Genomic DNA, 24,038 nt, shown 5'->3' on the forward strand with positions numbered 1-24,038 from the left:
ACCGCGAGGAGCAGCCTGCATGTCGTCCCAGGTCACCGGGCGGCCGACCGGACCCGGCGGCACGGTCAAGGACCGTGAGATCGCCGCCGAGCAGCGGTACGTCGACGTCGCCTACGCGCGGCTGGAGGAGATGCGCGCGGACGCCCAGGCGATGATCCGCGAGGGCTACCGGCAGTCGCTCGCCGGCACGAAGGGCTCCCTGGTGGACCGGGACGCGATGGTCCACCAGGCGGCGCTGCGCGCCCGGGCGCTCGACGTCGCCGACGACGGGCTGGTGTTCGGCCGGCTCGACCTCGCCCCCGGCGAGCGCCCGGCCGGCGAGGTCCGCTACATCGGCCGGATCGGCGTGCGCACCAGCGAGCACGACTCCCTGGTGATCGACTGGCGCGCCCCCGCCGCCGAGGACTTCTACCGCGCCACCCCCGAGGACCCGCGCGGCGTCGTCCGCCGCCGCGTCCTGCACTCGCGCGGGCACACCGTCGTCGACCTCGAGGACGACCTGCTCGACCCGGACGCCGCCAGCGGGATGACGATCGTCGGCGACGGCGCGTTCCTGGCCTCGCTCGCCCGCACCCGCGAGGGCGCGATGCGCGACATCGTCGCGACGATCCAGCGCGAGCAGGACGAGGTGATCCGCGCGCCCGCCGACGGGACCGTCCTGGTCCGCGGCGCCCCCGGCACCGGCAAGACCGCCGTCGCGCTGCACCGCGTCGCCTACCTGCTGTTCCGGCACCGGCGCCGGTTCGGCTCCCGGGGCGTGCTGGTGATCGGCCCGAACCGGCGGTTCACCGCCTACATCGAGCGGGTGCTGCCGTCCCTCGGCGAGGGCTCGGCGACGCTGCGCTCCCTCGGCGACCTGGTCGACGGCGTGACCGCGACCGTCCACGACACGCCGGCGCTCGCCGCGCTCAAGGGCTCGGAGACCATGGCGCCCGTGCTGCGCCGCGCCGTCGCCGACCACGCGCCCGACGCGCCCGACGAGCTGCGCGTGGTGTTCAAGGGCGTCGTGGTGTCGCTCGACCGGGCCGGCCTCGACCGGATCCGCGCCGACGTGCACCGGCGCAGCCGCGGCAACGTGAACGCGGCCCGCCGCCAGGTCGCCGAGATGCTCCTGGACGCCCTGTGGGCGCGGTTCAACGACGTCGGCGGTCCGGAGGCGGCGCGGGAGGCCGAGGGCGCCGAGGCCGGGCTGTGGAACGCGATCCTCGCCGCCGACGGCCTCGGCTCGATCGACGACGAGCCCGGCCGCCCGGCCGGCAACGGGACGCCGCGCGAGCAGTTCGACGCGCGGGTCCGCGAGCAGCGCGCGTTCTCCGACTTCCTCATGGCGTTCTGGCCGATCCGCCGCCCCCTCGACGTGCTGCGCTCGCTGGGCGACCCGGCCCGGCTGCGCCGCGCCGCGGGCCGCGACCTGCACCGCGACGACATCGCCCGGCTCGCGTCCTCGTGGGCCGGCGACGCGCCGCTCAGCTACCAGGACATCGCGCTGCTGGACGAGATCGACGCGCTCCTCGGCTCCCCGCCCCGCCCGTCGTCGCGCCGCCGCGTCCGCCCCGACGACGACCCGTTCGTGGTCGACGGCGTCAACATCCTCACCGGCGAGGAGGTCGCGGACGACGGCTGGGAGCCGGAGATGCAGGAGCTGACCACGTCCATGGAGCGGCTCGAGCGGTCCCGCCGCGTCGACGACGGCGTGGCCGAGGAGCGACCCGAGTACGCGCACATCGTCGTGGACGAGGCGCAGGACCTGTCCCCGATGCAGTGGCGGATGCTCGGCCGCCGCGGCCGCCAGGCCAGCTGGACCGTCGTGGAGGACCCGGCGCAGAGCGCCTGGGAGGACCTCGCCGCCGCCCGCCGCGCGATGGACGCCGCGCTCGGCGGGGAGCACCCGTCCTCCCGGGGCCGCCGCCGCAAGCCCGCGCCGCGCCGCACCCGGTACGAGTACGAGCTGACGACGAACTACCGCAACTCCACCGAGATCGCCGCCGTGTCCGCGCGGGTGCTGGCCCGCGCGCTGCCCGAGGCCCGCCCGGCGCGCGCCGTCCGCTCGTCGGGCATCGACCCCATCGTCCGCGTGCTGCCCGAGGCCGATCTCGCGTCCGCCGCCCGCGACGCCGCCGAGGACCTCCTCACCCAGGTCGAGGGCACGATCGGCGTCATCGTCCCGTTCCATCCGGCCGAGAGCCGCGACGAGGGCACGATCCCCCTGCCGCACGAGATCGCGTCCGCGCAGTGGAACGCCGCCGCCCGCGACCGCATCGCCGCCGGCCTCCCCGACCGCGTCCAGGTCCTCGACGTCCTGGAGGCCAAGGGCCTGGAGTTCGACGCCGCCGTCATCGCGGCCCCGGAGACGGTCGCGGCCCAGTCCCCCAACGGCCTCCGCGTCCTGTACGTCGCCGTGTCCCGGGCCACCCAGCACCTGGTCGTGCTGACCTCCGACCCCGAGTGGAAGGGCACCCTCCTGCCCGGCTGACCCGGGCCGAGTCGCGTCGCGCGCTCCGGGCGCGGCGCGTCACCGCGGGCGCCGGTGAGGCGCTGCGCGCCGCCGCCTGCGGACGAGCGGGAGGCGCCGCGCCGCGCCCCCGGTTAGGCTGGCGTCGCCTCCTTCCGACACCGCCAGAACGGAGATCGATGAGCGGCCGGAACCCCGCCCCCCGACGCAGTTACGGCGGCCGCTCCGCCGAGGAGCGCCGCGCCGACCGCAGGGAGCGGCTGCTCGCCGCCGGCCTCGAACTGTTCGGGACCCGCGGCTACGCGGCGACCTCCATCGAACGGCTCTGCGCCACCGCCAGCGTGTCCACCCGCAACTTCTACGAGGAGTTCTCCGGACGCGAGGAACTGCTCACGGCGCTGCACCGCGGCATCAACCGGCGCGCCCGCGAGGCCCTCGACGCCGCCTACGCCGAGGCCGCCGCGCAGCCCCTGCCCGTCCGCGTCGAGCGCGCGGTGCGCGCGTTCGTCGACGTGACCGCCAGCGACCCGCGCTGGGCCCGCATCGCGTTCGTCGAGGTCATCGGCGTCAGCGCCGACCTCGAACGGCACCGGCTGCAGTGGCGCGCCGACTGGGAGGACGCGATGCTCGCGATGACCCGCGAGGCCGTCGCGCGCGGCGAGGCCGCCGACCGCGACTACCGCCTCACCGTCATCGCGATCATCGGCGCCGTCAACAACCTCGTCCACCACTGGTCCGCCCGCGACCAGAGCATCCCGCTGGACGACATCACCAGGGAGCTGACCCACCTGATCCTGTCGGCGCTCAGATGATCGGGGGGCGGCCCGTCCGCGTCATCCGCCAGGCGGTGCGGTAGGAGATGGGGCGGCGCGGGCCGGCGGGCTTGCGCCAGCCCTCCGCGAAGCCCTTGAACCACGGCTTGAGCGCGCTCGGCTTGCGCTCGCGCAGCAGCGTCATCCCGATCCACACCGCGAGGTAGGTGAAGGCGAGGGGCCACGGCAGGTTGCGGCGGGCCAGCCAGACGCGGTTGCGGGCGTTGTACCGGTAGAACATGTCGTGCCGCGTCGGCAGCACGGCCGGGTGGAACATCACCGCGGACGCGTCGTACACCATGTGGTAGCCCGCGTTGAGGATCTGCCAGGCGAGGTCGGTCTCCTCGTGGGCGTAGAAGAAGTCCTCGGGCAGGCCGCCGCCGGCGTCGAAGGCGGCGCGGCGGATCGCGCAGGCGCCGCCCAGGAACGTCGTGACCTCCGACGACCGCTCCGGGTCGCCGGCGCGCAGCCGCGGGACGTGCCGGCGCTCCCCGCGCCCGCCCTCCGGGTCGCGGACGCGGAACGACACGACGCCGAGCTCCGGGTCGGCGGCGAACCGGTCGCGCAGGTAGGCGCCGAGCCGCGGGGACCGGTACCAGCCGTCGTCGTCGAGGAACAGCACCACGTCGCCGCAGGACGCCTCGACGCCGCGGTTGCGCCCCGCCGGGATGCCGACGTTGCTCGGCAGGCTGATCGTCTTGACGCGCTCGTCGTCGAACGGCGCGGCGGCGGCGCGGCCGCCGACGGGGTCGACGCCGTTGCCGACGAGCACGACCTCGACGTCCACGTGCTCCTGCTCCAGCGCGCTGCGGACGGCGCGGGCCAGTTCGTCCGGGCGGTTGCCCATGGTGAGGACGACGACGCTCAGCTTCACTTCAGTCTCCGGGAGGCCAGGATGCTGACCAGGTGCAGCAGGGTCTGGACGGCCGCGACCAGCGCGACGGCGACCGTCAGCACCCGGATCGCGACGGGGGTGTCCGCGCCGGCCAGGGTGTCGATCAGCGCGGCGGCCAGGATCAGCAGCGACAGCTCGACGGCGCCGATGATGCGGTGGAAGCGCAGCATCGACGCGGCCTGCCGGGCCAGCGCGATGCCGGTGGACCGCGGCCGCAGCGCCCGGTCGCCGCCGACCGGGTCGGCGGGCAGCCCGGACTTGGCGCGCGCCACCACGACGTTGTCGGTCTCCGCCTTGATCAGCGCGGCGCCGAGCGCGGCGACGAGGCCGAGCTCGGCCCAGCCGCCGTTCCGCCAGCCGCCCTGCGCGGCGAAGCCGAGCCCGATGAGCAGCGAGATCTCCGACAGGTAGTGGCCGATGCGGTCAAGGAAGACCCCGGTGATGGAGGTCTGCCGCAGGTAGCGGGCGACCTCGCCGTCCACGCAGTCGAGCAGCAGGTAGACCTGGATGAGGACCGCGCCGCCGAGGGCCGTCCACAGCGCGCCCGTGCCGGACGCGGGCAGCGACACCACGACGCCGGCGACGATGCCGCTCAGCATCATCAGGTAGGTGAGCTGGTTCGGGCTGAACCCGAGGCGCAGCGCGATCCACCCGAAGTACGGGGACAGGTCGCGCATGTAGAGCCGGCCCGCCCAGTGCTCCTCGTTGCGCCGGTCCTTCAGGCCGGGCGGCTGCCCGTACCGGCGGATGTCGGCGACCTTCGCGGCCTTGCGCGGCGGGCGGTGGTCGCCCGCGTCCGGTGCACCGGGGCCGGCCGGGGAGGGACCGGGGAGCTCAGCCTCCATGGGCCTGGACATACTCTTCCACCGCCTTGAGCGTCTCGCCCTTGTCGAGGCCGAGGTGTTCCAAGATCGTATAGCGGCCGGGACGGGTCCGCGGGGCGTACAGCACGGCCTCCGCGAACTGGTCCTCGGTCAGGCCGACGTCGGCCGGGAAGCGCGGCAGCCCGTGCCGGCCGAGGCAGGTGAGGATCTCCCCGAGCCGCTCCGCGGCCGTGTCGCCGGCGCCCGCGCCGCCGTCGAGCCGGGTGGCGCGCAGGTGGTAGCAGAACGCCGCGCCGATGCCCGCCAGCTCGCCGTGGTTGGCGGTCCCCGGGTAGAGCCGGTCGATGGCGTGCAGGATCTCGTGGTCGCCGCCGCTCGCCGGGCGGGAGTCACCGGCGAACGACATCGCCATCCCCGACAGCACCAGGCCCTCGGCGAGGACGGTGAGGAACCGGTCGGACTCGATGGAGCCCGGCTGGTGCAGCAGCGCCTCGGCGGCGGTGCGGGCGACGGTCAGCGCCATCCGGTCGACGCGCTCGCCGCACTCGTCGGCGGCCAGCAGCCAGTCGTCCACCGCGGAGAAGTTGCTCACCACGTCGCCGATCCCGGCGCGGACGAGCCGTTCGGGGGCGGCGTGCACGTAGTCGAGGTCGACGACCATCGCCAGCGGCATCACCACGCCGAACGAGCCCTTGCCCTTCTCGTGCTCCAGGGACGCGACCGGGGAGCAGATCCCGTCGTGGGACAGGTTCGTGGCGACCGACACCATCGGGATGCCCGACAGCGTCGCCGCGTACTTGGTCGCGTCGATCGTCCGGCCGCCGCCGATGCCGACGACGGCCTCGAACGTCCCGCCGCGCAGCTTCCCGGCGAGCCCGACGGCCGCGTCGACGGTGCCGCCCTCGACCCGGAACACCTCGCAGGCCGACAGGGACGGGCGGACGTGCTCGGCGATGTGGTCGCCCTGGCCTTGGCCGACGGCGATGGCCACCCGGCCCTCGGTGGCGATCCGCCGGTCGGCGAGCAGCTCGCCGAGGGCGGCGACGGCACCGCGCCGCACGTCGATGGAGAGCGGCGCGTTCAGCATCCGCGTCAGCAGGGGCATGGGCCTCCTCGCTCGGGTCGTCCCGCGTGTGGCGCCGGCGGCCTCAGTAGGTCTTGGCGATCCGGCGGGCCTTCTCCAGGTCGTCGTGGTTGTCCACTTCCACCCACTCGACCTCGCCGATCGGCGCGACCGCGATGCGGCCGCCCCGGTTCACCAGCTCCTGGTAGCCGTCCTCGTAGTACTGGTCGGGGTCGGCCTCCCAGGTCGCCTTGAGGGCGTCGGCGAGGGGCACCGCGGCGGCGGGCTCGATGAGGGTCGCGCCGATGTACTCGCCGTAGGCGGTGGACGGGTCCATCAGCTTGGTGATCGTCTTGAGGTGCTCGCTCTCGTCGAGGACGACCTTCATCTCCTCTTCGGCGAGAGTTTTCACGTTGTCCACGGCCAGGAGGATGTCCGGTCCGCGGTTCGCCAGTAGCGTCTTCTCGACGCCCACCGGGTGGACCGTGTCGCCGTTGACCATGAGGACGCCCTTGGAGAAGTGCTCCCGAGCCAGCCACATGGAGTAGGCGTTGTTCCACTCCTCGGCCTTGTCGTTGTGGACCAGCGTGATGGACACGCCGTACCTCTCCTCGAGGGCGGCCTTGCGCTCCTCGACCGCGCCCGCGCAGTAGCCGACGACGATGACCACGTCGGTCAGCCCGACCTCGGCGAGGTTGCCGAGCGCGATGTCCAGGATGGTGGTCTCGCCGTCCACCGGGACCAGGGCCTTGGGGAGGGTATCGGTGTACGGCCGCAGCCTCCGGCCCGCGCCCGCCGCCAGCACCATGCCGATCATGCTCGTTCTTCCTCCCAGTCGACCATCACGCCGCCGCCACCGGACCGCGCCCACATGGCGACGCCCTCGCCGCCGAACAGCACACCAAGGTAGGCGGCCAGCGCAGCGTACGCGATCGGAAGCAGCCCGCAGAGGCCCGCGAAGGCCACACAGAGCATCCGGCCGTCCCAGCCGAGGCCGGCGCGGAGGACGAGCCCCCGCGGCCGGACTCCCTGGCGGGAGCGGTACGCGGCGTCGCAGTGGTGGAGCGCGAGGACGGCCGTCAGCACGTAGCCGAGCGGTGCCGGCACTCCCTGCGCAAATCCCAGTACGGCGAGGTAACCATACTCGATCGCGCGGATTACGGGCGGTACGAGCCAGTCCAGGCGTCCGGCGTGCGGGTGCCCGGAGGACGGACCGGCCAGCAGGACCACCACGAACGGGGCGAGCAGCGCGGGAGTCGGCGGCCCGTGCATACCGGCCGCGAGCAGCAGCGCGGTGACTCCGGCGGCGGCTATCGCGGCGGGCAGCGGCGGGAGCCGCCCGCGCGCCGTCCGGCCCAGCGCCAGGCACACCGGGCCGTCGTCGCGGTGGTCGCCGACCGCGGCCGGCACGGCGCCGTTCACAGGGCCGTTCACGGGGCCTCCGATCCGGGTGCGCGCAGCGTCCGGGCGAGCGCTTCGCACACGTGCCCGGCCAGGACGAACACGGCCGCGGCCGAGCCCCACAGCAGCAGGACGCCGAAGGTGACCCGCGCGCCCGCGATCCCGGCGGTCACCGCGATCAGCGCGAACCGCTCGCCGACCGGGAGCGCGAGCGCCCGCAGCGCGCGGCGCGCGAACTCCTGGCGCGGGCCGCCGGGATGCGGGTGGCCGGGATGCGGGTGGCCGGGATGCGGGCGCCGGCCGTGCCGGGACGCCGCGTCCGCCGTGTATGCCGTGTACGTCGTGTACGTCGTGTACGCCGCGTCCATCGCGTGCCGGACCGACAGCAGCGCCAGCGCGCCCACCGCCGCCGCCCACGCGTTCCCCTGGAATCCGGGCCCTCCGGGCACCTGCACCCCGGCGCCGACCGCCAGGCCCGCGTAGACCGCGGCCTCCTTGGCCAGGCAGAGGACGGTGGCGGGCCACGACGCGCCGGCCGTACCGGCCACGCAGTCGAGGACGAACGAGACGTACAGCAGCCCCGCGCCCGCGACCATCCCGGCGTGGGAGCCGGCGGAGAACCACACGGCCGCGAGCGCGCCGAGACCGAACGAGATCGCCGACACCGTCGCGGGCGACAGCCCGCGGGAGGCCGCCCAGCGCACCAGGACCGGCGCGTACCCGGCGACCGCGTACGCCGCGACGAGCCCGTCACCGCGCGCGGCCGCGCCGTCGGCGCCGTCGGCGGCCCGCTGCGGGGCGCCCTCGGGCGGGGTGGCCTGGTTCTCCTCCACGGCGTCGGCCGCCTCCGGTACGTTGTGCCTGGCGGACCGGTGCCGCGGGCGGACCCCGGTCATCGGCGCCTCCGGCGGGATCGAAGCGTACGGACGACAGCCCAGCGTAGCGATTCGGTGACCGCCTGTCGCAGGAACGGCCGGACCGATCGGCGAGAGGGAGAGATGGCGGCGCGGACGGTTGCGGTGGTGCTCGCCGGCGGGGTCGGCGAGCGCATGGGCGCGGGGCGTCCCAAGCAGCTCCTGGAGGTCGGCGGGCGCCCGATGCTGGCGCACGCGATCGCCGCGTTCGACGCCCATCCCGGCATCGCCGAGGTGCTGGTGGTGATGGCCGCCGGGCACCTGCGCGAGGCCGGCGTGATCGCCGCCCCGTTCCGCAGCGTGACGGGCGTGGTGGAGGGCGGCGCGACCCGCACCGCCTCGACGGTCGCCGCGCTGCGCGTCCTGGACGGCCACCCCGACGACGCGCGCGTGCTGTTCCACGACGCCGCCCGCCCGTTCGTGGACGCCCCGGTCATCGACCGGGTGCTCGCGGCGCTGGACGGCCACGAGGCCGTCGCGGTCGGCGTGCCGTCGCCCGACACGATCGTCGTGGTCGAGGACGGCGTCGTCGCGTCGATGCCGCCGCGCGAGACCATGAGCCGCTTCCAGACCCCGCAGGGGTTCCGGCTCGGCACCATCCGCAAGGCGTACGAGCTGGCGCTCGCCGATCCGGCGCTGCGCGCCACCGACGACTGCGGGATCGTCCACCGCTACCTGCCCGACGTGCCGATCCGCGTGGTCGAGGGCAGCGAGCGCAACCTGAAGGTCACCCAGCCGCTCGACGCCGTCGTCGCCGAGCATCTCGCCACCGAGGACCCGTCTTGATCTTCGAGAAGTCCCCCACAGTCATCGGCCACCGCGGTCTCGGCTCGGGCGAGCGCACGCCGCCCGGCGGGGCGCCGCCGGTCGCGGAGAACTCCCTTCCGTCCCTGCTCGCCGCCGTCGACGCCGGCCTGGACTGGGTCGAGATCGACGTGACCCGCACCGCCGACGACCACCTCGTGCTGCGGCACGACCCGACCGTCGAGGGCGGCGACCACATCGTGGACATGCCCGCCGACGCCAGCGGCCTGCCGCTGCTCACCGAGATCTTCGACGCGCTGCCCGCGGGCGTCGCGGTCGACGTCGACGTCAAGACCGTGCTGGAGGACGCGGTGGACGCCCCGTCCCGCCGGACCGGCGCCCTGCTGCTGCCGGTGCTCAAGCGCGAGGCGCGCCGGCGCCGGCTGCTGGTCACCTCGTTCGACCCGGCGCTGCTGGTGTTCCTGCGCGACGAGCTGCCGGACGTCCCGCTGGGCCTGCTGACCTGGCTGCGGTTCCCGATGTGGCACGCGGTCCCGGCGGCGGCGGGCCTGGACTTGCAGGCCATCGCCGTGCACACCGGCTCGTGCGGGTTCGAGCACCCCGACAGCCGGCTGCGCCCGCTGGACCACTGCGTGGACGTCGCGCACCAGGCGGGCCTCGACGTGATCGCGTGGTGCCCGGCCGCCGACCGCGCCCCCGACTACGCGGCCGCCGGCGTCGACGCCATGGTCGTCAACGACGTCCCCGGCGTCCTCGAGGCCCTGGCCTAGCGGTCGCCGCGCAGGTCGTCGCCGCCGTACATCTGCGTCCACTCGCCGACGCCCTCGCCGGAGCCGCCGCCCTGCGCTGACGGACGGGCGTCGTCGCGGCCGTCGTCGAACGGGACGGCGCCGGACGCGGGCCGCGCCGGCGGCGGCGCGGACGACGAGCGCGGCCGGTTCGGGAGCGGCGCCGAAGGGAGGGCCGGCTGCGAGCCGCCCTGCCCGTAGCCCTGCTGGGCGCCCGGCCCGTACTGCGGCTGCTGCCCGTACTGCGGCGGGCTCCCCCACGGAGTGTCCTGCGCGGGCGCCTGGGGCGCGCCCATCGGCATCGCGGGCGCGGGCGGCGGCCCGGCGTAGCGCGGCGCGCCGGGCGTGCGCGCCCGCCACCGCGACGGCGGCACCGACGCCACGGTGAGCAGGACACCGAGCAGGAGGAACATGCCCATCGGCGCGAACAGCAGATAGCCCTCGAGGAGGTTGTCGGGAAGGGGCTTCTTCGACGTGTGCTGCGTCGCCCAGATGGGATCGGCGATCCAGAGCGCGCCCAGCGCGCCGTAGACGACGCCGGGGACGAGGGACGCGAGCGGTGACAGCCGGGACCCGACCAGCAGGCCGATCACGACCGCCGCCACGAGGAGGACGAGCGCGCCGATCCACAGCTCGCTGCCGTGGTAGCTGCGGTACTGGACGAGCCCGGTCCGCGTGGCGCGGAGCATCTTGTTCGTGCCGAACAGCAGGCACCATCCGACCACGGGGGTCGCGACGAGTCCCACCACCGCGCCCATGCCGTGCCGTGCGCCGTTGGACATGGCAACCTCCTCGCCTCCGGCGGGCGTGATCCCGCCGGGCCTAACCCTGAGACGTGCGGAAACGCACGAGGGTTCAGAGGAGATCGGCCGAATTGACCGCTACAGGACCGGTTCGCCGGGTTTGGCGGGGGTCGGCTGGCCGAGCCGGGGCGGGCTGGTCAGGAAGCCGACGCCCCAGGTCACGTGCATGGTCGCGAAGACCAGCGGGAGCCGGATCCAGGCCGACGGCGGCAGCCCGCGGCCCTCCACGGCGGCGCCGCCGATCATCGCGATCGCGTACCCGCCGGGCAGGATCCAGCCGGGCCAGAACCCGAACGCCCCGGCGACCGCGCCGGCCGCCATCGCGACCACCGCGATCGGCGGCGCCAGGTAGCGCAGGTTGAGCGTGCCCTGGTGCTCGCGGCCGACGACGCGGCGCCAGCGCCCGGTGTGGAAGTACTGCTTGGCGAGGGCCCGCAGGTTCGGCCGGGGGCGGTAGGTCACGCGCATCCGCGGTGTGAAGAAGATCCGCCCGCCGGTCTGCCGGATGCGGTGGTTCATCTCCCAGTCCTGCGCGCGGGTGAAGGTCTCGTCGTAGCCGCCGACCCGCTCCAGCGCGCTGCGCCGGAAGGTGCCGAGGTAGACGGTCTCGACCTCGCCGGCCTCGCCGCCGGTGTGGAAGCGGGCGTTGCCGACGCCGATCCGGGACGTCATGGCGCGGGCGACGGCCTTCTCGAACGGGGTGACGCCCTCGGCGGCCATGATCCCGCCGACGTTGTCGGCGCCGGTCTCCTCCATCGTCTCGACCGCGGCGCGGACGTAGTCGGGCGGCAGCAGCGAGTGCCCGTCCACCCGGACGATGATCGAGTACTGGGACGCCTTGATCGCGATGTTGAGGCCCTGCGGGGTGCGCCCGGTCGGGTTGGCGACCACGACGATGCGCGGGTCCTCGCGGGCGAGCCCGCGGGCGATCTCCTCGGTGCGGTCGCGGGACGGCCCGACGGCGAGGACGAGCTCCATCTCGCCGGGGTAGTCCTGGGACATGATCCGCCGGACGGAGTCGCTCAGGTGCCGCTGCTCGTTGAGGACCGGCATGACCACCGACACCGCGGGCCAGGTGCGCTCGCCGCCGGTGCTCCGCCGCGTTCCGCGCCGGGTCGTGTGCTGGGCGTGGGGAGATGGATTCATGTGGGCTCGCGGGCGCACCTCGGCCGTGGCGACGGGGTGCCGCGGCCGGAGGGAGGCCCCCCTTCCTCTCTCTCGCTTGCTTGTCTGACGCAGCCCACGCCACCCAGGTTTGCGTGCGGGCCGCCGGGGTGTGGTCAAGACGGCGCCACGTTACTGCAAGGACACGACGTCCAGGTAGCGAACGGACGGGTGTTCCCCACTTTAGAGTGGTGGGGACCCACGCGAGAACGAGTGTCTTTTCGGGAGGCGGGCGTCGGCATGGCAGACGGGCACGACTCGGGTCGCGGCGACGCCGATCCGCTGGAGCGCTACTTCCGGCCCCGTCCCGCGGGCGGGGCGGCGGACGGTCCCGCCGACGACGACGGCGACATCGAGGGCGTCACCATCGACGGGATGCCGGCGCCGCGGGTGCGGGTGGACGGTCCGCGCGGGCCGCGCCGTCCGGGCCGCAGGATCAGCCCGCGCGCGGCGATGAGCGCCCGCCGGCAGAAGCGGTTCCTCACCCTGACCGGGACGATGTCGGCGTTCGTGCTGCTGACCTCGGGCGGGGCGTGGGCGTTCCAGAACTACGTGACGGGCGCGATCGACAAGGTGGACGTCGGCGGGCTCGGCAAGGGCAAGGACGGCCCGAAGGGCGCGATGACGATCCTCGTCGCGGGGGTCGACCGGCGCGAGGGGCTGACGAAGGCGCAGCAGAAGGCGGCGAAGCTGGGCCACGACCCGGGCGAGCGCTCCGACACGATGGAGCTGGTGCACGTGTCCAGGGACCACGACCGGGTGTCGATCGTGAGCCTGCCGCGCGACTCGTACGTGACGATCCCGGCGCACAGGTCGAACGGGTCGGAGGGGGCGAAGGGGCAGCAGGTCCCGGCCCGTCCGGGCAAGCTGACCTGGGCGTACCAGTTCGGCGGCCCCGACCTCACGGTGGCCACGATCAAGCGCGCCACCGGCGTGTCGATCGACCACTACATCGAGGTGAACTTCTACGGGTTCGTCAACATGGTGGACGCGCTCGGCGGCGTGGACGTGTGCACCGAGCAGCCGATCGACGATCCGAAGAGCGGGCTGAAGCTGCCGAAGGGCACCTCGCACGTGGACGGGCTGAAGGCGCTGGGGTTCGCGCGTGCCCGCTACACGCTGACCGGCGGCACCGACCTCGGCCGGATCGACCGGCAGCAGCGGTTCATGGCGTCGATGATGAAGCAGGCGCTGTCGTCGAAGACGCTGAGCGACCCGGTCAAGTCGACGAAGTTCCTGAACGCGGCGCTGAAGTCGCTGCGGGTCGACCCGGAGCTCGCCAAGAGCCTGCCGAAGCTCGCCGACCAGATGAAGGACCTGTCGACCGACAGCCTGACGTTCGCGAACGTCCCGCTGGCGAATCCGGGTTACAACGCGCTGCTGTGGAACTCGCCGTCGCCGCAGTCGACCGTCCAGTGGGACCAGGCGGAGGCCAACGACCTGTTCGGCCGGATCCGGCACGACCAGCCGCTGAGCGAGAAGAAGCCGGCGCCGAAGCCGAGCGCGTCGCCGACGAAGAAGCCGTCGGACGGGCCGACGGTGCCGCCGGAGGACATCAGCGTCCGCGTCCTGAACGCGATCGGCACGCGCGGGCTGGCGACGCACGCGGGCGCGCAGCTGTCCAAGGACGGTTTCCACGTCACGGTGGCCCCGGGCGTGGCGCGGCGCGGGCTGCAGCGGACGCAGATCCAGTACGGCCCGGGCCGTGAGGACTCGGCGAAGACCCTGGCGGCGGCGATCCCGAACGCCAAGCTGAAGGAGGTCTCGTCGCTGGGGTCGCGGATCCAGGTGATGGTGGGCGCCGACTGGGACGGGGTGAAGAAGGTGAAGGTCGCCTCGCCGTCGCCGAGCGCGTCGCCGACGTCGGAGGCGGCGCTGGACACCGGGACCGCCACGGAGAAGCTCTGCCGCTGACGATCTAGAATGCCGTTCTAGGACGAGGTTCCGCAGAGAGGAGCACGGCGGTGGACGGCGACTTCCCCCAGGCCTTCTACGAACCGCTCGGCGCCGGCCGGGCGGGCGGCGAGCGGTTCGCGAGCACCCGCGCGACCGCGGGCCCGTGGTCGCCGGCGCAGCAGCACGCCGGCCCGGTCGCCGGCATGATGGGGCGGGCGTTCGAGCGCACCGACCCGGCGCCGGGCGCCCGGATCGCGCGGGTGACCCTGGAGATCCTCTCCCCCGTCCCGGTCGCCGAACTGGAGATCACCACGCGGGTCGTCCGCCCGGGCCGCCGGATCGCGCTGCTCGAGGGCGAGCTGACCCACGAGGGGCGGCCGGTCGTGCGGGCCACCGCCTGGCGGATCCGCAGGGCGCCGGCCGAGGTCCCCGGCATGGTCCACGCGCCCGCCCCGCCGCCGCTCCCCGGCGAGGGCCCGGCGTTCGAACCGACCGACCTGCACACGCACGGCTACCTGTCGGCGATGGAGTGGCGCCTGGTCGAGGGCACGTTCTTCGAGCCGGGCCCGGGGACGACCTGGGCGCGCTCGCGCGTCCCGCTGGTCGCGGGCGAGCCGGACACGCCGCTGGTGCGGGCGCTGGTGCTGGCCGACAGCGCGTCCGGCGTCGGCAGCCAGCTCGACGTGTCCAAGTGGCTGATCGTCAACACCGACCTCACCGTCGCGCTGCACCGCGACCCGGACGGCGAGTGGCTGTGCATGGGCGCGTCGGTGAGCGTCAGCCCGCAGGGCGGCGCGCTGTGCGAGGCGACGCTCTCCGACGGTCACGGAGAGTTCGGCCGCGTCCTGCAGACCATGATCGTGGACGAACTGCCGGGTTCCTGACCTGGCGCTACAGGGACTCCCCCCGCATGTCGGCCGGATTCTTGATCGACTACTCTGGGTAGCGATAGGCATGCACAGAGAAGTCACCGTCAGGAGTCCACAGGATGTCGACAAGGTTTCTCGGCCTGATCGCCACCACCGCCGTCGCCGCGCTCGCGGTGAGCGGCTGCGCCGCGCAGACGCGCGCCCGGCTCAGCGCCGCGGAGGCGCCCGCGCCGTCCCCGAGCAGTTCGGCCGCCGCGTCGCCGGACGCCGCGTCGCCCGCGCCGGCGAGCCCGTCCGGCAAGGCGCCCAAGGACAAGAAGGGCGCCCCGAAGGACGGCACGGACCTCGAGGCCTGCCGCGACGCCGACTGCGAGGTCGAGGTCGCCGACGGGCAGACGATCCCGCTCGACCCCAAGTACGGCCTGGACGGCATCGACGTCCGCACCGAGGGCCCGCGGGTGATCTTCACCGCGCAGGGGCACGACAGCAAGATGGTCACCTCGATGGACGCCTCGTGGACCGGGTCCAGCTCGTCCTCGACCATCAACGGCCTCACCTTCCGCCCGCACATGACGAAGGACGGCAAGGTCATCGTCAAGATCACGCACACCTGACCGGCCGCGGCGGCGGTCGCCGGCCATCGCCGGCGACCGCCGCCTCGCCTTTTCGGGCGATCAGGCGTTCGGTGCGAGCACCGGTTCGGCGGGAGCCGGGGCGGCCGCGGGCTTGCGGCCCGGGACGGCGAGGGCCGCGGCGGCGCCGGCGAGCGAGAGCGCGGCGCTGACGCCGATCGCGGCGGCGAACCCGTCGGAGAAGGGCGCCGGACCCGCGTAGCTCCCGGCCTTGCCGAACGCCAGGGCCAGCACCGCGACGCCGAACACCCCGCCCAGCTGCCGTCCGGTGTTGAACACGCCGGACGCCTTGCCGATCTGCTGCGGCGCAACCGCGTTCAGCACGGCGGCCTGCGCGGCGGGCATCGCCATGCTCACCCCGGCACCGGCGATGAGCATCGGCGCGATCAGCTGCCAGTACGGCACCGACGGCGTGGCGGCGAGCGCCAGCCAGCCCATGCCGGCCGCCTGCAGCGCCAGTCCGAGCACGGCCGGCGGCCGGGCCCCGGTCCGGTTCACCAGGCGCCCCGCCACCGGCGCGACGATCGTGACGGACGCCGTCCAGGCCAGCAGGTGCAGGCCCGCGGCCAGCGGCGTGTCGCCCCGCGCGGTCTGGAAGTACTGCGCCGCGAAGAACAGCGACCCGTAGAGCGACGCGTACAGGAACACCCCGGCGGCGTTCCCCGCCGCGAACCCCCGCAGCCGGAACAGCTCCAGCGGCACCATCGGCCGCCTGGCGGCCCGCTGCCAGGCCACGAAGGCGATCGCGCAGACCGCGCCCGCGGCCAGCGTGCCCGTGACCTCGGCGCTGCCCCATCCGGACGCGTCCGAGCGGATCAGCCCCCACACCAGCCCGAGCGCGGCACCGGTCACCAGCAGCAGCCCGCCGACGTCCAGGCCCTCACCGCCGCCGCGGCTCTCCGGGACGCGGCGCAGCACCAGCGGGATGACCACCAGGCCGATCGGCAGGTTGAGCCAGAAGATCCACTCCCAGGCGAGCCCCTGGGTGACGGCGCCGCCGATCACCGGCCCGCCGACCACGGCGAGCCCGGTCAGCCCGGCGAACAGCCCCAGCGCCTTCGGCCGCTCCGGCGGCGGATAGGCGGCGCTGAGCAGCGCCATCGCCAGCGGCATCACCAGCGCCGCGCCGGCGCCCTGCACCGCCCGCGCCGCGATCAGCCAACCGACGTCCGGGGCGAGCGCGCAGGCCACCGACGCGGCCGTGAACAGCCCCAGCCCGGCCGTGAAGACCGCCCGCCGCCCGAACCGGTCGCCCAGCATGGCACCGGTCATCAGCAGGACCGCGAAGCTCAGGCTGTAGGCGTTCACCGTCCACTCGAGTTGCTCCATAGAGGTGCCGAGATCCAACCGGATCCGGCTCAGCGCCGTCGTCACCACGGTGGCGTCCAGCGCCACCATCACCGAGGCCGCTGAGGTAAGGCCGAGAACCCATTTCCTGTTCATACCTGTACCGACCCGCGGGCCCGCGAAATCGGCCGGGCGGAACCCGATGAATCCGGCGCTCCGGCGGGTCTGTACAGGCAAGGAGGTGTATCGGTTGACCGTGATCGAGCAGCCGCATGACGAGTTCGTCCGACTGACCGGGCCGTTCCGGCGGGAACTGCTGACCCACTGCTACCGGATGCTGGGGTCGGTGCAGGACGCCGAGGACCTCGTGCAGGAGACCTACCTGCGCGCCTGGCGGTCGTACCAGGATTTCGAGGGCCGCGCGTCGATGCGCACCTGGCTCTACCGCATCGCCACCAACGCCTGCCTCAACGCCCTGCGGAACGGGAACCGCCGGGTGCTGCCGGCCGGGCTCGGCGGCCCGGCCACCGACCCGAACGCGCTGGGCCCGCGCGAACCGGAGGTCCCCTGGCTGGAGCCGATCGCCGACGAGCAGGCCGACCCGGCGGCGATCGTGGCCGGACGGGCCGGGCTGCGGCTGGCCCTCATCGCCGCCCTGCAGCACCTGCCCCCGCAGCAGCGGACGGTGCTCATCCTGCGGGACGTGCTGGCCTGGTCGGCGGAGGAGACCGCCGACGCGCTCGGCCTCACCCCGACCGCGGTGCACAGCACGCTGCAGCGCGCCCGGGCCCGGCTGGACCGGCTGGAACCGGCCATCGACGAGATCACCGAGCCGGACGAGCCGGAGCGCCGCGACCTGCTCGACCGGTACGCCGACGCCTTCGAGCGGGCCGACATCCCCGCGCTGGCCCGGATGCTGACCGAGGACGCGGTCTGGCAGATGCCGCCCAACCCGTCGTGGTTCGCCGGCCGCGACAGCGTCGTCCGGCTGCTGGAGGCCAGGCTCCGCAAGGAGCGGATCCGGCTCGTCCCGGTCCGGGCGAACGGGCAGCCGGGCTTCGCGATGTACCTGAACGGCGAGGCCTTCGCCATCCAGGTCGTCACCCTGCGCGGCCCCGCCATCGCCGCCGTGACCGCCTTCCACGACCCCGTCCTCGTCACCACCCGCTTCGGCCTCCCCGCCCGCCTGTGACCCCCTCACCCACCAAACGCCCCGGCGGCGAGGCCGCGCAGCCCTTCGGCGATCGGCACGATGCGCGGATCGTCCTCGCGGCCGTGGGAGACCGCCTGCGCGAGGGCCAGGAGTTCGGCGGCGGGCAGCAGCGCCCGCCGCCGGTCCGGGTCCCGCAGCCACAGCCGGAGCGGCTTCTGCCCGCGCTGCCAGGCCACCAGGCGGGGCAGCAGTTCCGGGCCGCCCAGCAGGAACACCGGAGCCGCCTCGGCCGCGAACGGAGCCGGGGCGAGCGCGCCGGTGATGTCGAGCGCCACCGCGGCGAAGGCGAGGGGCAGGGCCGTCAGCAGGTAGACGGAGCCGAGGACGAACGCGCCGATCATGGGAGGGCCGAGCCGGCCGGCGAGTTCCGCCTGCTGGACTTCGAGGGGTGAGGTCACCGGGCGAAGCTAGCCGGAGACCCCGGGCGCCCACGCGAATCGGGGATAACGGGCGCGCCCCCGGTCCGGGTATTGGACGCGGGGGCGCGGGGGCGGTCTGGTGCCTACTTGAGGAGTTGGCGGGCGATGACCATGCGCTGGATCTGGTTGGTGCCCTCGTAGATCTGGGTGATCTTGGCGTCGCGCATCATCCGCTCCACCGGGAACTCCCGCGTGTACCCATACCCGCCCAACAACTGCACCGCGTCGGTGGTGACGTCCATCGCCACATCCGAAGCCAGCGCCTTGCAAGCGGAGGACACGAACGTCAGGTCCGCGATCTTCTCGCCGTGCATCGCCCGCTCGGACTTGATCGCCGCGTGATAGGTCAACTGCCGGGCGCCCTCCAACCGCATCGCCATATCGGCCAGCATGAACTGCACACCCTGGAAATCAGCGATCGGCTTACCGAACTGCCGGCGTTCCTTGACATAGCCGAGGGCGAAGTCCAGTGCGCCCTGGGCGATGCCCAGCGCCTGGGCGGCGATGGTGATCCGGGTGTGATCCAGCGTGGCCAGCGCGGTCTTGAAACCGGTGCCCTCGGCACCGATCATCCGATCGGCCGGGATCCGCACATCCTCCAAGATCACCTGCCGGGTCGGCGACCCCTTGATCCCCAGCTTGCGCTCCTTGGCCCCGAACGACACCCCCGCATCGGCCTTGTCCACCACGAACGCCGAGATCCCCCGCGCCCCCGCCGCCGGATCGGTGACCGCCATCACCGTGTAGTACTGCGACACCCCCGCGTTGGTGATCCACATCTTGGCGCCGTTGAGCACCCAGTGCTCGCCGTCACGCACCGCGCGGGTCTTCATCCCGGCCGCATCCGACCCCGCATCGGCCTCCGACAGGGCGTAGGAGAACATCGCCTCACCGCGCGCCACCGGCGCCAGATACCGCTTCTTCAGCTCCTCCGAGCCCGCCAGCAGCACCGGGACCGTGCCCAGCTTGTTCACCGCCGGGATCAACGACGAGGACGCGCACGCCCGCGCGACCTCCTCGATCACGATCACCGTCGCCAGCGCGTCCGCGCCCGCACCCCCATAGGACTCCGGCACATGCACCGCATGCAGGTCATTGGCCACCAGCGCGTCCAGGGCCTCCTGCGGGAAACGCGAGTCCTCGTCCACCTCCGCCGCGAACGGCGCGATCTTGGCATCCGCCAACTCACGCACCGTCGCCCGCAGCAACTCGTGCTCCTCCGACGGCGCGTACGCGGGAAAGTCATGGCTCATACCGCAGATGCTACCGGCCAGTAGACTGCGCTCGGCCGCCGCCGGTACCCGAGCGTGCTTCGGGGAAGGTTCACTAGGGCGCGACGGCGGCAGCGACACCGGAAGGAGCCCGCCTTGACCCAGCGGCTGACGGTCATCGGAACCGGCTACCTCGGCGCCACCCACGCGGCCTGCATGGCCGACCTGGGCTTCGACGTGCTCGGCCTGGACGCCGACGAGGGGAAGATCGCCCGGCTCGCCGCCGGGGACCTGCCCTTCTACGAGCCCGGCCTGGAACCGGTGCTGCGCCGCGGGCTGGACAGCGGGCGGCTGCGGTTCACCACGTCCTACGAGGAGGCCGCCGAGTTCGGCGACGTCCACTTCCTGTGCGTGGGGACCCCGCAGAAGCCCGGCGAGTACGCCGCCGACCTGACCTACGTGGACGCCGCGATCGGCGCGCTCGCGCCGCTGCTGCACCGGCCCTGCCTGATCGTCGGCAAGTCGACGGTCCCGGTCGGGACGGCGGCGCGGCTGGCCGAGACGGTCGCCAGGACCGCGCCGGTGGGCGGCGACGCCGTGCTGGCGTGGAACCCCGAGTTCCTGCGCGAGGGCTTCGCCGTCGAGGACACCCTGCGCCCGGACCGGATCGTCGCGGGCCTGCCCGCCGAGCAGGGCGCCGCCGAACACGCCGAGAAGGTGCTGCGCGAGCTTTACCGGACGATGATCGCCGCCGGCACGCCGTTCCTCACCGCCGACTACGCCACCGCCGAGCTGGTCAAGGTGTCGGCGAACGCGTTCCTGGCCACCAAGATCTCCTTCATCAACGCGATGGCCGAGGTCTGCGAGGCGGCCCACGCGGACGTGACCAAGCTGTCGGAGGCGCTGTCGTACGACGACCGGATCGGCGGCCGGTTCCTCGGTCCCGGCCTCGGGTTCGGCGGCGGCTGCCTGCCCAAGGACATCCGCGCGTTCATGGCCCGGGCCGGGGAGCTCGGCGCCGACCAGGCGCTGACGTTCCTGCGCGAGGTCGACGAGATCAACATCCGGCGCCGCATCCGGATGGTGGACCTCGCCCGGCAGCTGCTCGGCGGCTCGTTCGCCGACCGGACGGTCGGGGTGCTCGGCGCGGCGTTCAAGCCGAACTCCGACGACGTGCGCGACTCGCCCGCCCTGGACGTGGCGGCTTCCATCCGGGCGCAGGGCGGGAAGGTCACCGTCTACGACCCGCGCGCGATGCCGAACGCCCGCCGCGCCCAGCCGTCCCTGGACTTCGGCGGGTCCGCGTTGGACGCGGTGCGCGACGCGCACGTGGTGCTGCTCCTGACCGAATGGCAGGAGTTCCGCGACATGGAGCCCACGGCCGTCGCGCAGGTCGTGGCCGAGCGCAACATCGTGGACGGCCGCAACGCCCTCGACCCCGAGCGCTGGCGCGCCGCGGGCTGGAACTACCGGGCCCTCGGCCGCCCCTGACCGCGCGGGAACGATCGACCGCAAGGGGATGTTGTGCGAGACATGGGTGATTCATACGCCGACGCGGACGTGATCGACCGGCTGCTCAGCGAGTCCAGGACGTGGGCGTTCGTGGGGCTCGGCGACAACCCGTCCCGCGAGGTCTACAACCAGGCGCGGCTGCTGCAGCGGCGCGGCAAGCGGATCGTCCCGGTGCATCCGTCCGGGAGCAGCGTGCTGGGCGAGCGGGCTTACGCCTCGCTGGCCGACGTGCCGGACGCCTCCGAGGTGGACGTCGTGGGCGTGTACCGGCGCTCCGAGCACGCCGGGGCCGTCGTCGACGAGGCGATCGCGGCGGGCGCGAAGGCCGTGTGGCTGCCGCTGGACGTGGTCGACGAAGCGGCGGCCCGGCGCGCCAAGGACGCCGGGCTCGACGTGGTCATGGACCGCTGCCCCGCCGTGGAGTGGGCCCGCCGGCACTGACGGGCCCCACCCCGCCGACGCGACTCAGAGGCTCTCTCGGAGCCGCTCGCCCTTCGCCTTGGCCTGGTCGTACAGCGACTGCTGAAAGTCCTTCATCTTCGCCTGGAGGCCCTCGTCGGACGCGGCGAGGATCCGGACGGCCAGCAGCCCGGCGTTGCGGGCGGCGCCGACCGCGACCGTCGCGACCGGGACGCCGGCGGGCATCTGCACGATCGACAGCAGCGAGTCCATGCCGTCGAGGTACTTCAGCGGGACGGGCACGCCGATCACCGGCAGCGGCGTCACCGAGGCGAGCATGCCGGGCAGGTGCGCGGCGCCGCCCGCGCCCGCGATGATCGCGCGGAGCCCGCGCCCGGCGGCTCGCTCGCCGTAGGCGATCATGTCGTGCGGCATCCGGTGCGCGGACACGACGTCGGCCTCGTAGGGGACGCCGAACTCCTCCAGCGCCTCCCCGGCGGCCTTCATGACCGGCCAGTCGGAGTCGCTGCCCATCACCACACCGACCAGCGGACTCATGCGTTCCTCCTGTGGGGGGACGACCCCCCACGCCCCCCGGTTCGCTCCGCTCATGTCCTGTCCTTCATCGCCGGGCCCCAGCGCAGGAAGTCGGCCGCGTGGCGGGCCCGTTCCCGCAGGTCGGCCAGGTCGTCGCCGAGCACCGTGACGTGCCCGATCTTGCGTCCGGGGCGGGACTCCTTGCCGTACATGTGCACCTTGACGCCCGGGTCGTGCGCCATCACGTGGATGTAGCGGGAGTAGACGTCCGGGTCGTCGCCGCCGAGGACGTTCGCCATCACCGTGTAGGGGGCGGTGGGCTCGGTGGAGCCGAGCGGCAGGTCCAGGACGGCGCGCAGGTGCTGCTCGAACTGCGACGTGCGGGCGCCCTCGATCGTCCAGTGCCCGGAGTTGTGCGGGCGCATCGCCAGCTCGTTGACCAGCAGCCCGCGGCCGCTGCCCTGGCGGCCCGTCCGCGGCGCCTCGGTCTCGAACAGCTCGACCGCGAGCAGCCCGACGACGTCGAGCTCGTCGGCGATCCGCAGGGCCAGGCTCTGCGCCTCGGCGGCCAGCTCGCCGGACAGCCCCGGCGCCGGCGAGATCACCTCGACGCAGATCCCGTCCTTCTGGACGGTCTCCACGATCGGATACGCGGCGCCCTGCCCGTACGGGGAGCGCGCCACGAGCGCGGCCAGCTCCCGGCGGAACGGAACGTGCTGTTCGACCATCAGCTCGACGCCCCCGCCGACGAGCCGCTCGACCAGCTCGACCGTCTCGACGTCAAGACTGTCCACGACCCAGACGCCCTTGCCGTCGTAGCCGCCGCGGGTGGCCTTCAGCACCAGCGGCCAGCCGTGCTCGTGCCCGAACGCCTCCAGCGCCGGCATCGGCGCGGTCGCCGGCAGCGGCGCGAAGGCGGGGCAGGGCAGGCCGGACGCGCTGAGCCGCTCGCGCATGACCAGCTTGTCCTGGGCGTGCGCGAGGGCCGCCGAGCCCGGCCGGCACGGCGTCCCGGACTCCTCGAGCTTCGCGATGTGCGGGCCGGGGACGTGCTCGTGGTCGAACGTCACCACGGCGCAGCCCTCGGCGAACGCCAGCAGGTCGTCGAGGGCGCGGTCGTCGCCGACCCGCACGTCCGAGACGACCTTCGCCGCCGACTCGCCCGCCGAGCCCGCGAGGACGCGCAGCGGCACGCCGAGGGCGATGGCGGCCTGCTGGGTCATCCGCGCCAGCTGGCCGCCTCCCGCCATTCCGACGACGGGCATGTCACGCCGGGGAGACCGGTCCGCGGGGCGCCGGGAACCGTCCCCGTTCGATGGGTCGCGACCTGGAATGCTCACGTCAGAAGGCTATCGGCCCCCCGACCCGAACGAATCACCCGTTCCGGGCGTCGTAGGGTGTGTGGATCTCCGGACCCGGGGCAGGGAACGCGAGGAAAACCCCGAACGTTCATGTTCCGACGTCGCGGGGGCCGGGGGCGTCTATTCTCGTTGTGCTCCCGCAGCAGCCGCCGCGCCATCGGCCGCGGCACCACCAGCCGAGGTCCGGAAGGACGGTTCCCCTTCGTGAGCCTGGTCGCCACTCTCAACCGGCGTTTCGCGCACCTGCTGCGCGAGCTCGCCCAGTTCGGCAGCGTGGGCGCGATCGCCTTCGTGATCACGGTCGGCATCGGCAACGGGATGAACAGCGGCCTCGGCATGGGCCCGCTGACCTCCAACGGCGTCGCCACCGTCGTCGCGACGACGTTCGCCTACCTCGCGAACCGGTACTGGACGTTCCGGCACCGCGACCGCACCGGCCTCGGCCGCGAGTACGCGCTGTTCTTCGCGCTGAACGGCGTCGGCCTGGTGATCACGGAGATGTTCATCGGCTTCACCCACTACGTGCTGGGGCTGACGGGCGCGATCCCGTACAACATCTCGCTGGTGGTCGGCACCGCCGTCGCCACGCTGTTCCGCTTCTGGTCGTACAAGAAGTGGGTGTTCCTGCCCGCCAGCGCGCCGCCGGTCGACCCGGCGTCCGGGCTGCCGGAGGCGCCCGAGCCGCCCGGGGTGCACGCCGCGGGCAGCAGGCCCTTCCCGGCCGCGCGGCCCGACGCGCCCGGCCGGTTCGGGCACCCGCTCGACCAGGACACCGCGGGCGACTACGCCCAGTTCTCCTGACGACCCGGTTCCCCTGACGG

24 protein-coding genes are annotated in these 24,038 nt (G+C 73.8%); 11 read left to right on the top strand and 13 right to left on the bottom strand.

Features of this window, described 5'->3' with window-relative positions; genetic code table 11:
* Nucleotides 1-19: 19 nt before the first annotated feature.
* Together QP089_RS10550 and QP089_RS10555 are read left to right on the top strand one after the other, a co-directional pair.
* Nucleotides 20-2,473 (top strand): HelD family protein, encoded by a 2,454-nt coding sequence (locus QP089_RS10550; RefSeq protein WP_285911313.1) that lies wholly within the window; start codon nt 20-22, stop codon nt 2,471-2,473.
* Nucleotides 2,474-2,631: 158 nt separating this feature from the next.
* Nucleotides 2,632-3,264, top strand: a complete 633-nt coding sequence (locus QP089_RS10555; RefSeq protein WP_285911315.1) for a TetR/AcrR family transcriptional regulator — start codon at nt 2,632-2,634, stop codon at nt 3,262-3,264.
* Here the strand turns inward: QP089_RS10555 and QP089_RS10560 are convergent.
* The 6 genes from QP089_RS10560 to QP089_RS10585 all read right to left on the bottom strand — a co-directional run bounded on the left by QP089_RS10560 (nt 3,257) and on the right by QP089_RS10585 (nt 8,343).
* Nucleotides 3,257-4,111, bottom strand: a complete 855-nt coding sequence (locus QP089_RS10560) for a glycosyltransferase family 2 protein (RefSeq protein WP_446474023.1) — start codon at nt 4,109-4,111, stop codon at nt 3,257-3,259. The genes QP089_RS10555 and QP089_RS10560 overlap by 8 nt on opposite strands.
* 23 nt (nt 4,112-4,134) lie before the next feature.
* Nucleotides 4,135-5,004 carry a CDP-alcohol phosphatidyltransferase family protein gene (locus QP089_RS10565; protein WP_285911317.1) on the bottom strand — a complete coding sequence of 290 codons (870 nt, stop codon included), beginning with the start codon at nt 5,002-5,004 and terminating at the stop codon, nt 4,135-4,137.
* A complete protein-coding gene (locus QP089_RS10570; RefSeq protein WP_285911464.1) occupies nt 4,994-6,070 on the bottom strand; it encodes an iron-containing alcohol dehydrogenase family protein in 1,077 nt (358 codons plus the stop codon). The genes QP089_RS10565 and QP089_RS10570 overlap by 11 nt, the downstream gene beginning before the upstream one ends.
* A 61-nt stretch (nt 6,071-6,131) precedes the next feature.
* Nucleotides 6,132-6,863 carry a phosphocholine cytidylyltransferase family protein gene (locus tag QP089_RS10575; protein ID WP_285911318.1) on the bottom strand — a complete coding sequence of 244 codons (732 nt, stop codon included), beginning with the start codon at nt 6,861-6,863 and terminating at the stop codon, nt 6,132-6,134.
* Nucleotides 6,860-7,480 carry a DUF5941 domain-containing protein gene (locus QP089_RS10580; protein ID WP_285911319.1) on the bottom strand — a complete coding sequence of 207 codons (621 nt, stop codon included), beginning with the start codon at nt 7,478-7,480 and terminating at the stop codon, nt 6,860-6,862. The genes QP089_RS10575 and QP089_RS10580 overlap by 4 nt, the downstream gene beginning before the upstream one ends.
* A complete protein-coding gene (locus QP089_RS10585; protein WP_285911320.1) occupies nt 7,477-8,343 on the bottom strand; it encodes a DUF5941 domain-containing protein in 867 nt (288 codons plus the stop codon). Before QP089_RS10585 ends, QP089_RS10580 begins: the two co-directional genes overlap by 4 nt.
* 102 nt (nt 8,344-8,445) lie before the next feature.
* On the opposite strand from QP089_RS10585, the gene ispD reads away from it, so the two are divergent.
* On the top strand, nt 8,446-9,147 hold the full coding sequence (gene ispD, locus QP089_RS10590; RefSeq protein ID WP_285911321.1) for a 2-C-methyl-D-erythritol 4-phosphate cytidylyltransferase: 702 nt from the start codon (nt 8,446-8,448) through the stop codon (nt 9,145-9,147).
* A complete protein-coding gene (locus QP089_RS10595) occupies nt 9,144-9,896 on the top strand; it encodes a glycerophosphodiester phosphodiesterase (RefSeq protein ID WP_285911322.1) in 753 nt (250 codons plus the stop codon). Before ispD ends, QP089_RS10595 begins: the two co-directional genes overlap by 4 nt.
* Here the strand turns inward: QP089_RS10595 and QP089_RS10600 are convergent.
* Both QP089_RS10600 and QP089_RS10605 read right to left on the bottom strand, forming a co-directional pair.
* A complete protein-coding gene (locus tag QP089_RS10600; RefSeq protein ID WP_285911323.1) occupies nt 9,893-10,696 on the bottom strand; it encodes a hypothetical protein in 804 nt (267 codons plus the stop codon). The genes QP089_RS10595 and QP089_RS10600 overlap by 4 nt on opposite strands.
* A 99-nt stretch (nt 10,697-10,795) precedes the next feature.
* Nucleotides 10,796-11,863: a glycosyltransferase family 2 protein gene (locus tag QP089_RS10605; RefSeq protein WP_285911324.1), complete on the bottom strand. Its 1,068-nt coding sequence runs from the start codon at nt 11,861-11,863 to the stop codon at nt 10,796-10,798.
* Nucleotides 11,864-12,121: 258 nt separating this feature from the next.
* Between QP089_RS10605 and QP089_RS10610 the strand changes: the two genes are divergently transcribed.
* The 3 genes from QP089_RS10610 to QP089_RS10620 all read left to right on the top strand — a co-directional run bounded on the left by QP089_RS10610 (nt 12,122) and on the right by QP089_RS10620 (nt 15,260).
* Nucleotides 12,122-13,795, top strand: coding sequence for an LCP family protein (locus QP089_RS10610; protein WP_285911325.1), 1,674 nt, complete (start codon nt 12,122-12,124; stop codon nt 13,793-13,795).
* Between the two features lie 50 nt (nt 13,796-13,845).
* The gene (locus QP089_RS10615; protein ID WP_285911326.1) at nt 13,846-14,661 is read left to right on the top strand and encodes a thioesterase family protein; all 816 of its coding nucleotides are present in this window, start codon (nt 13,846-13,848) and stop codon (nt 14,659-14,661) included.
* Nucleotides 14,662-14,765: 104 nt separating this feature from the next.
* Nucleotides 14,766-15,260: a hypothetical protein gene (locus QP089_RS10620; protein WP_285911327.1), complete on the top strand. Its 495-nt coding sequence runs from the start codon at nt 14,766-14,768 to the stop codon at nt 15,258-15,260.
* A 60-nt stretch (nt 15,261-15,320) separates the two neighbouring features.
* Here the strand turns inward: QP089_RS10620 and QP089_RS10625 are convergent, their stop codons facing one another.
* Entirely contained in the window at nt 15,321-16,721 is a 1,401-nt protein-coding gene (locus tag QP089_RS10625; RefSeq protein WP_285911328.1) for a DHA2 family efflux MFS transporter permease subunit, read from the bottom strand.
* 100 nt (nt 16,722-16,821) lie between these two features.
* Between QP089_RS10625 and QP089_RS10630 the strand changes: the two genes are divergently transcribed.
* A complete protein-coding gene (locus QP089_RS10630) occupies nt 16,822-17,757 on the top strand; it encodes a sigma-70 family RNA polymerase sigma factor (protein ID WP_285911465.1) in 936 nt (311 codons plus the stop codon).
* A gap of 5 nt (nt 17,758-17,762) precedes the next feature.
* On the opposite strand, the gene QP089_RS10635 is transcribed toward QP089_RS10630, so the two are convergent.
* Nucleotides 17,763-18,176: a hypothetical protein gene (locus QP089_RS10635; protein WP_285911329.1), complete on the bottom strand. Its 414-nt coding sequence runs from the start codon at nt 18,174-18,176 to the stop codon at nt 17,763-17,765.
* Between the two features lie 104 nt (nt 18,177-18,280).
* Nucleotides 18,281-19,450, bottom strand: coding sequence for an acyl-CoA dehydrogenase family protein (locus QP089_RS10640; protein ID WP_285911466.1), 1,170 nt, complete (start codon nt 19,448-19,450; stop codon nt 18,281-18,283).
* A 114-nt stretch (nt 19,451-19,564) separates the two neighbouring features.
* On the opposite strand from QP089_RS10640, the gene QP089_RS10645 reads away from it, so the two are divergent.
* Nucleotides 19,565-20,899: a UDP-glucose dehydrogenase family protein gene (locus QP089_RS10645; protein WP_285911330.1), complete on the top strand. Its 1,335-nt coding sequence runs from the start codon at nt 19,565-19,567 to the stop codon at nt 20,897-20,899.
* A 42-nt stretch (nt 20,900-20,941) separates the two neighbouring features.
* Nucleotides 20,942-21,361 (top strand): CoA-binding protein, encoded by a 420-nt coding sequence (locus QP089_RS10650; RefSeq protein WP_285911331.1) that lies wholly within the window; start codon nt 20,942-20,944, stop codon nt 21,359-21,361.
* Between the two features lie 24 nt (nt 21,362-21,385).
* Here QP089_RS10650 and purE read toward each other — a convergent pair whose 3' ends face one another.
* Both purE and QP089_RS10660 read right to left on the bottom strand, forming a co-directional pair.
* Nucleotides 21,386-21,877 carry a 5-(carboxyamino)imidazole ribonucleotide mutase gene (gene purE, locus QP089_RS10655; protein WP_285911332.1) on the bottom strand — a complete coding sequence of 164 codons (492 nt, stop codon included), beginning with the start codon at nt 21,875-21,877 and terminating at the stop codon, nt 21,386-21,388.
* Between the two features lie 50 nt (nt 21,878-21,927).
* Nucleotides 21,928-23,121: a 5-(carboxyamino)imidazole ribonucleotide synthase gene (locus QP089_RS10660; protein WP_285911333.1), complete on the bottom strand. Its 1,194-nt coding sequence runs from the start codon at nt 23,119-23,121 to the stop codon at nt 21,928-21,930.
* 300 nt (nt 23,122-23,421) lie between these two features.
* On the opposite strand from QP089_RS10660, the gene QP089_RS10665 reads away from it, so the two are divergent.
* Nucleotides 23,422-24,018, top strand: a complete 597-nt coding sequence (locus tag QP089_RS10665; protein ID WP_285911334.1) for a GtrA family protein — start codon at nt 23,422-23,424, stop codon at nt 24,016-24,018.
* Nucleotides 24,019-24,038: the final 20 nt, after the last annotated feature.

The sequence above is a fragment of the Actinomadura opuntiae genome, from assembly GCF_030283205.1.
Lineage (GTDB): Bacteria > Actinomycetota > Actinomycetes > Streptosporangiales > Streptosporangiaceae > Spirillospora.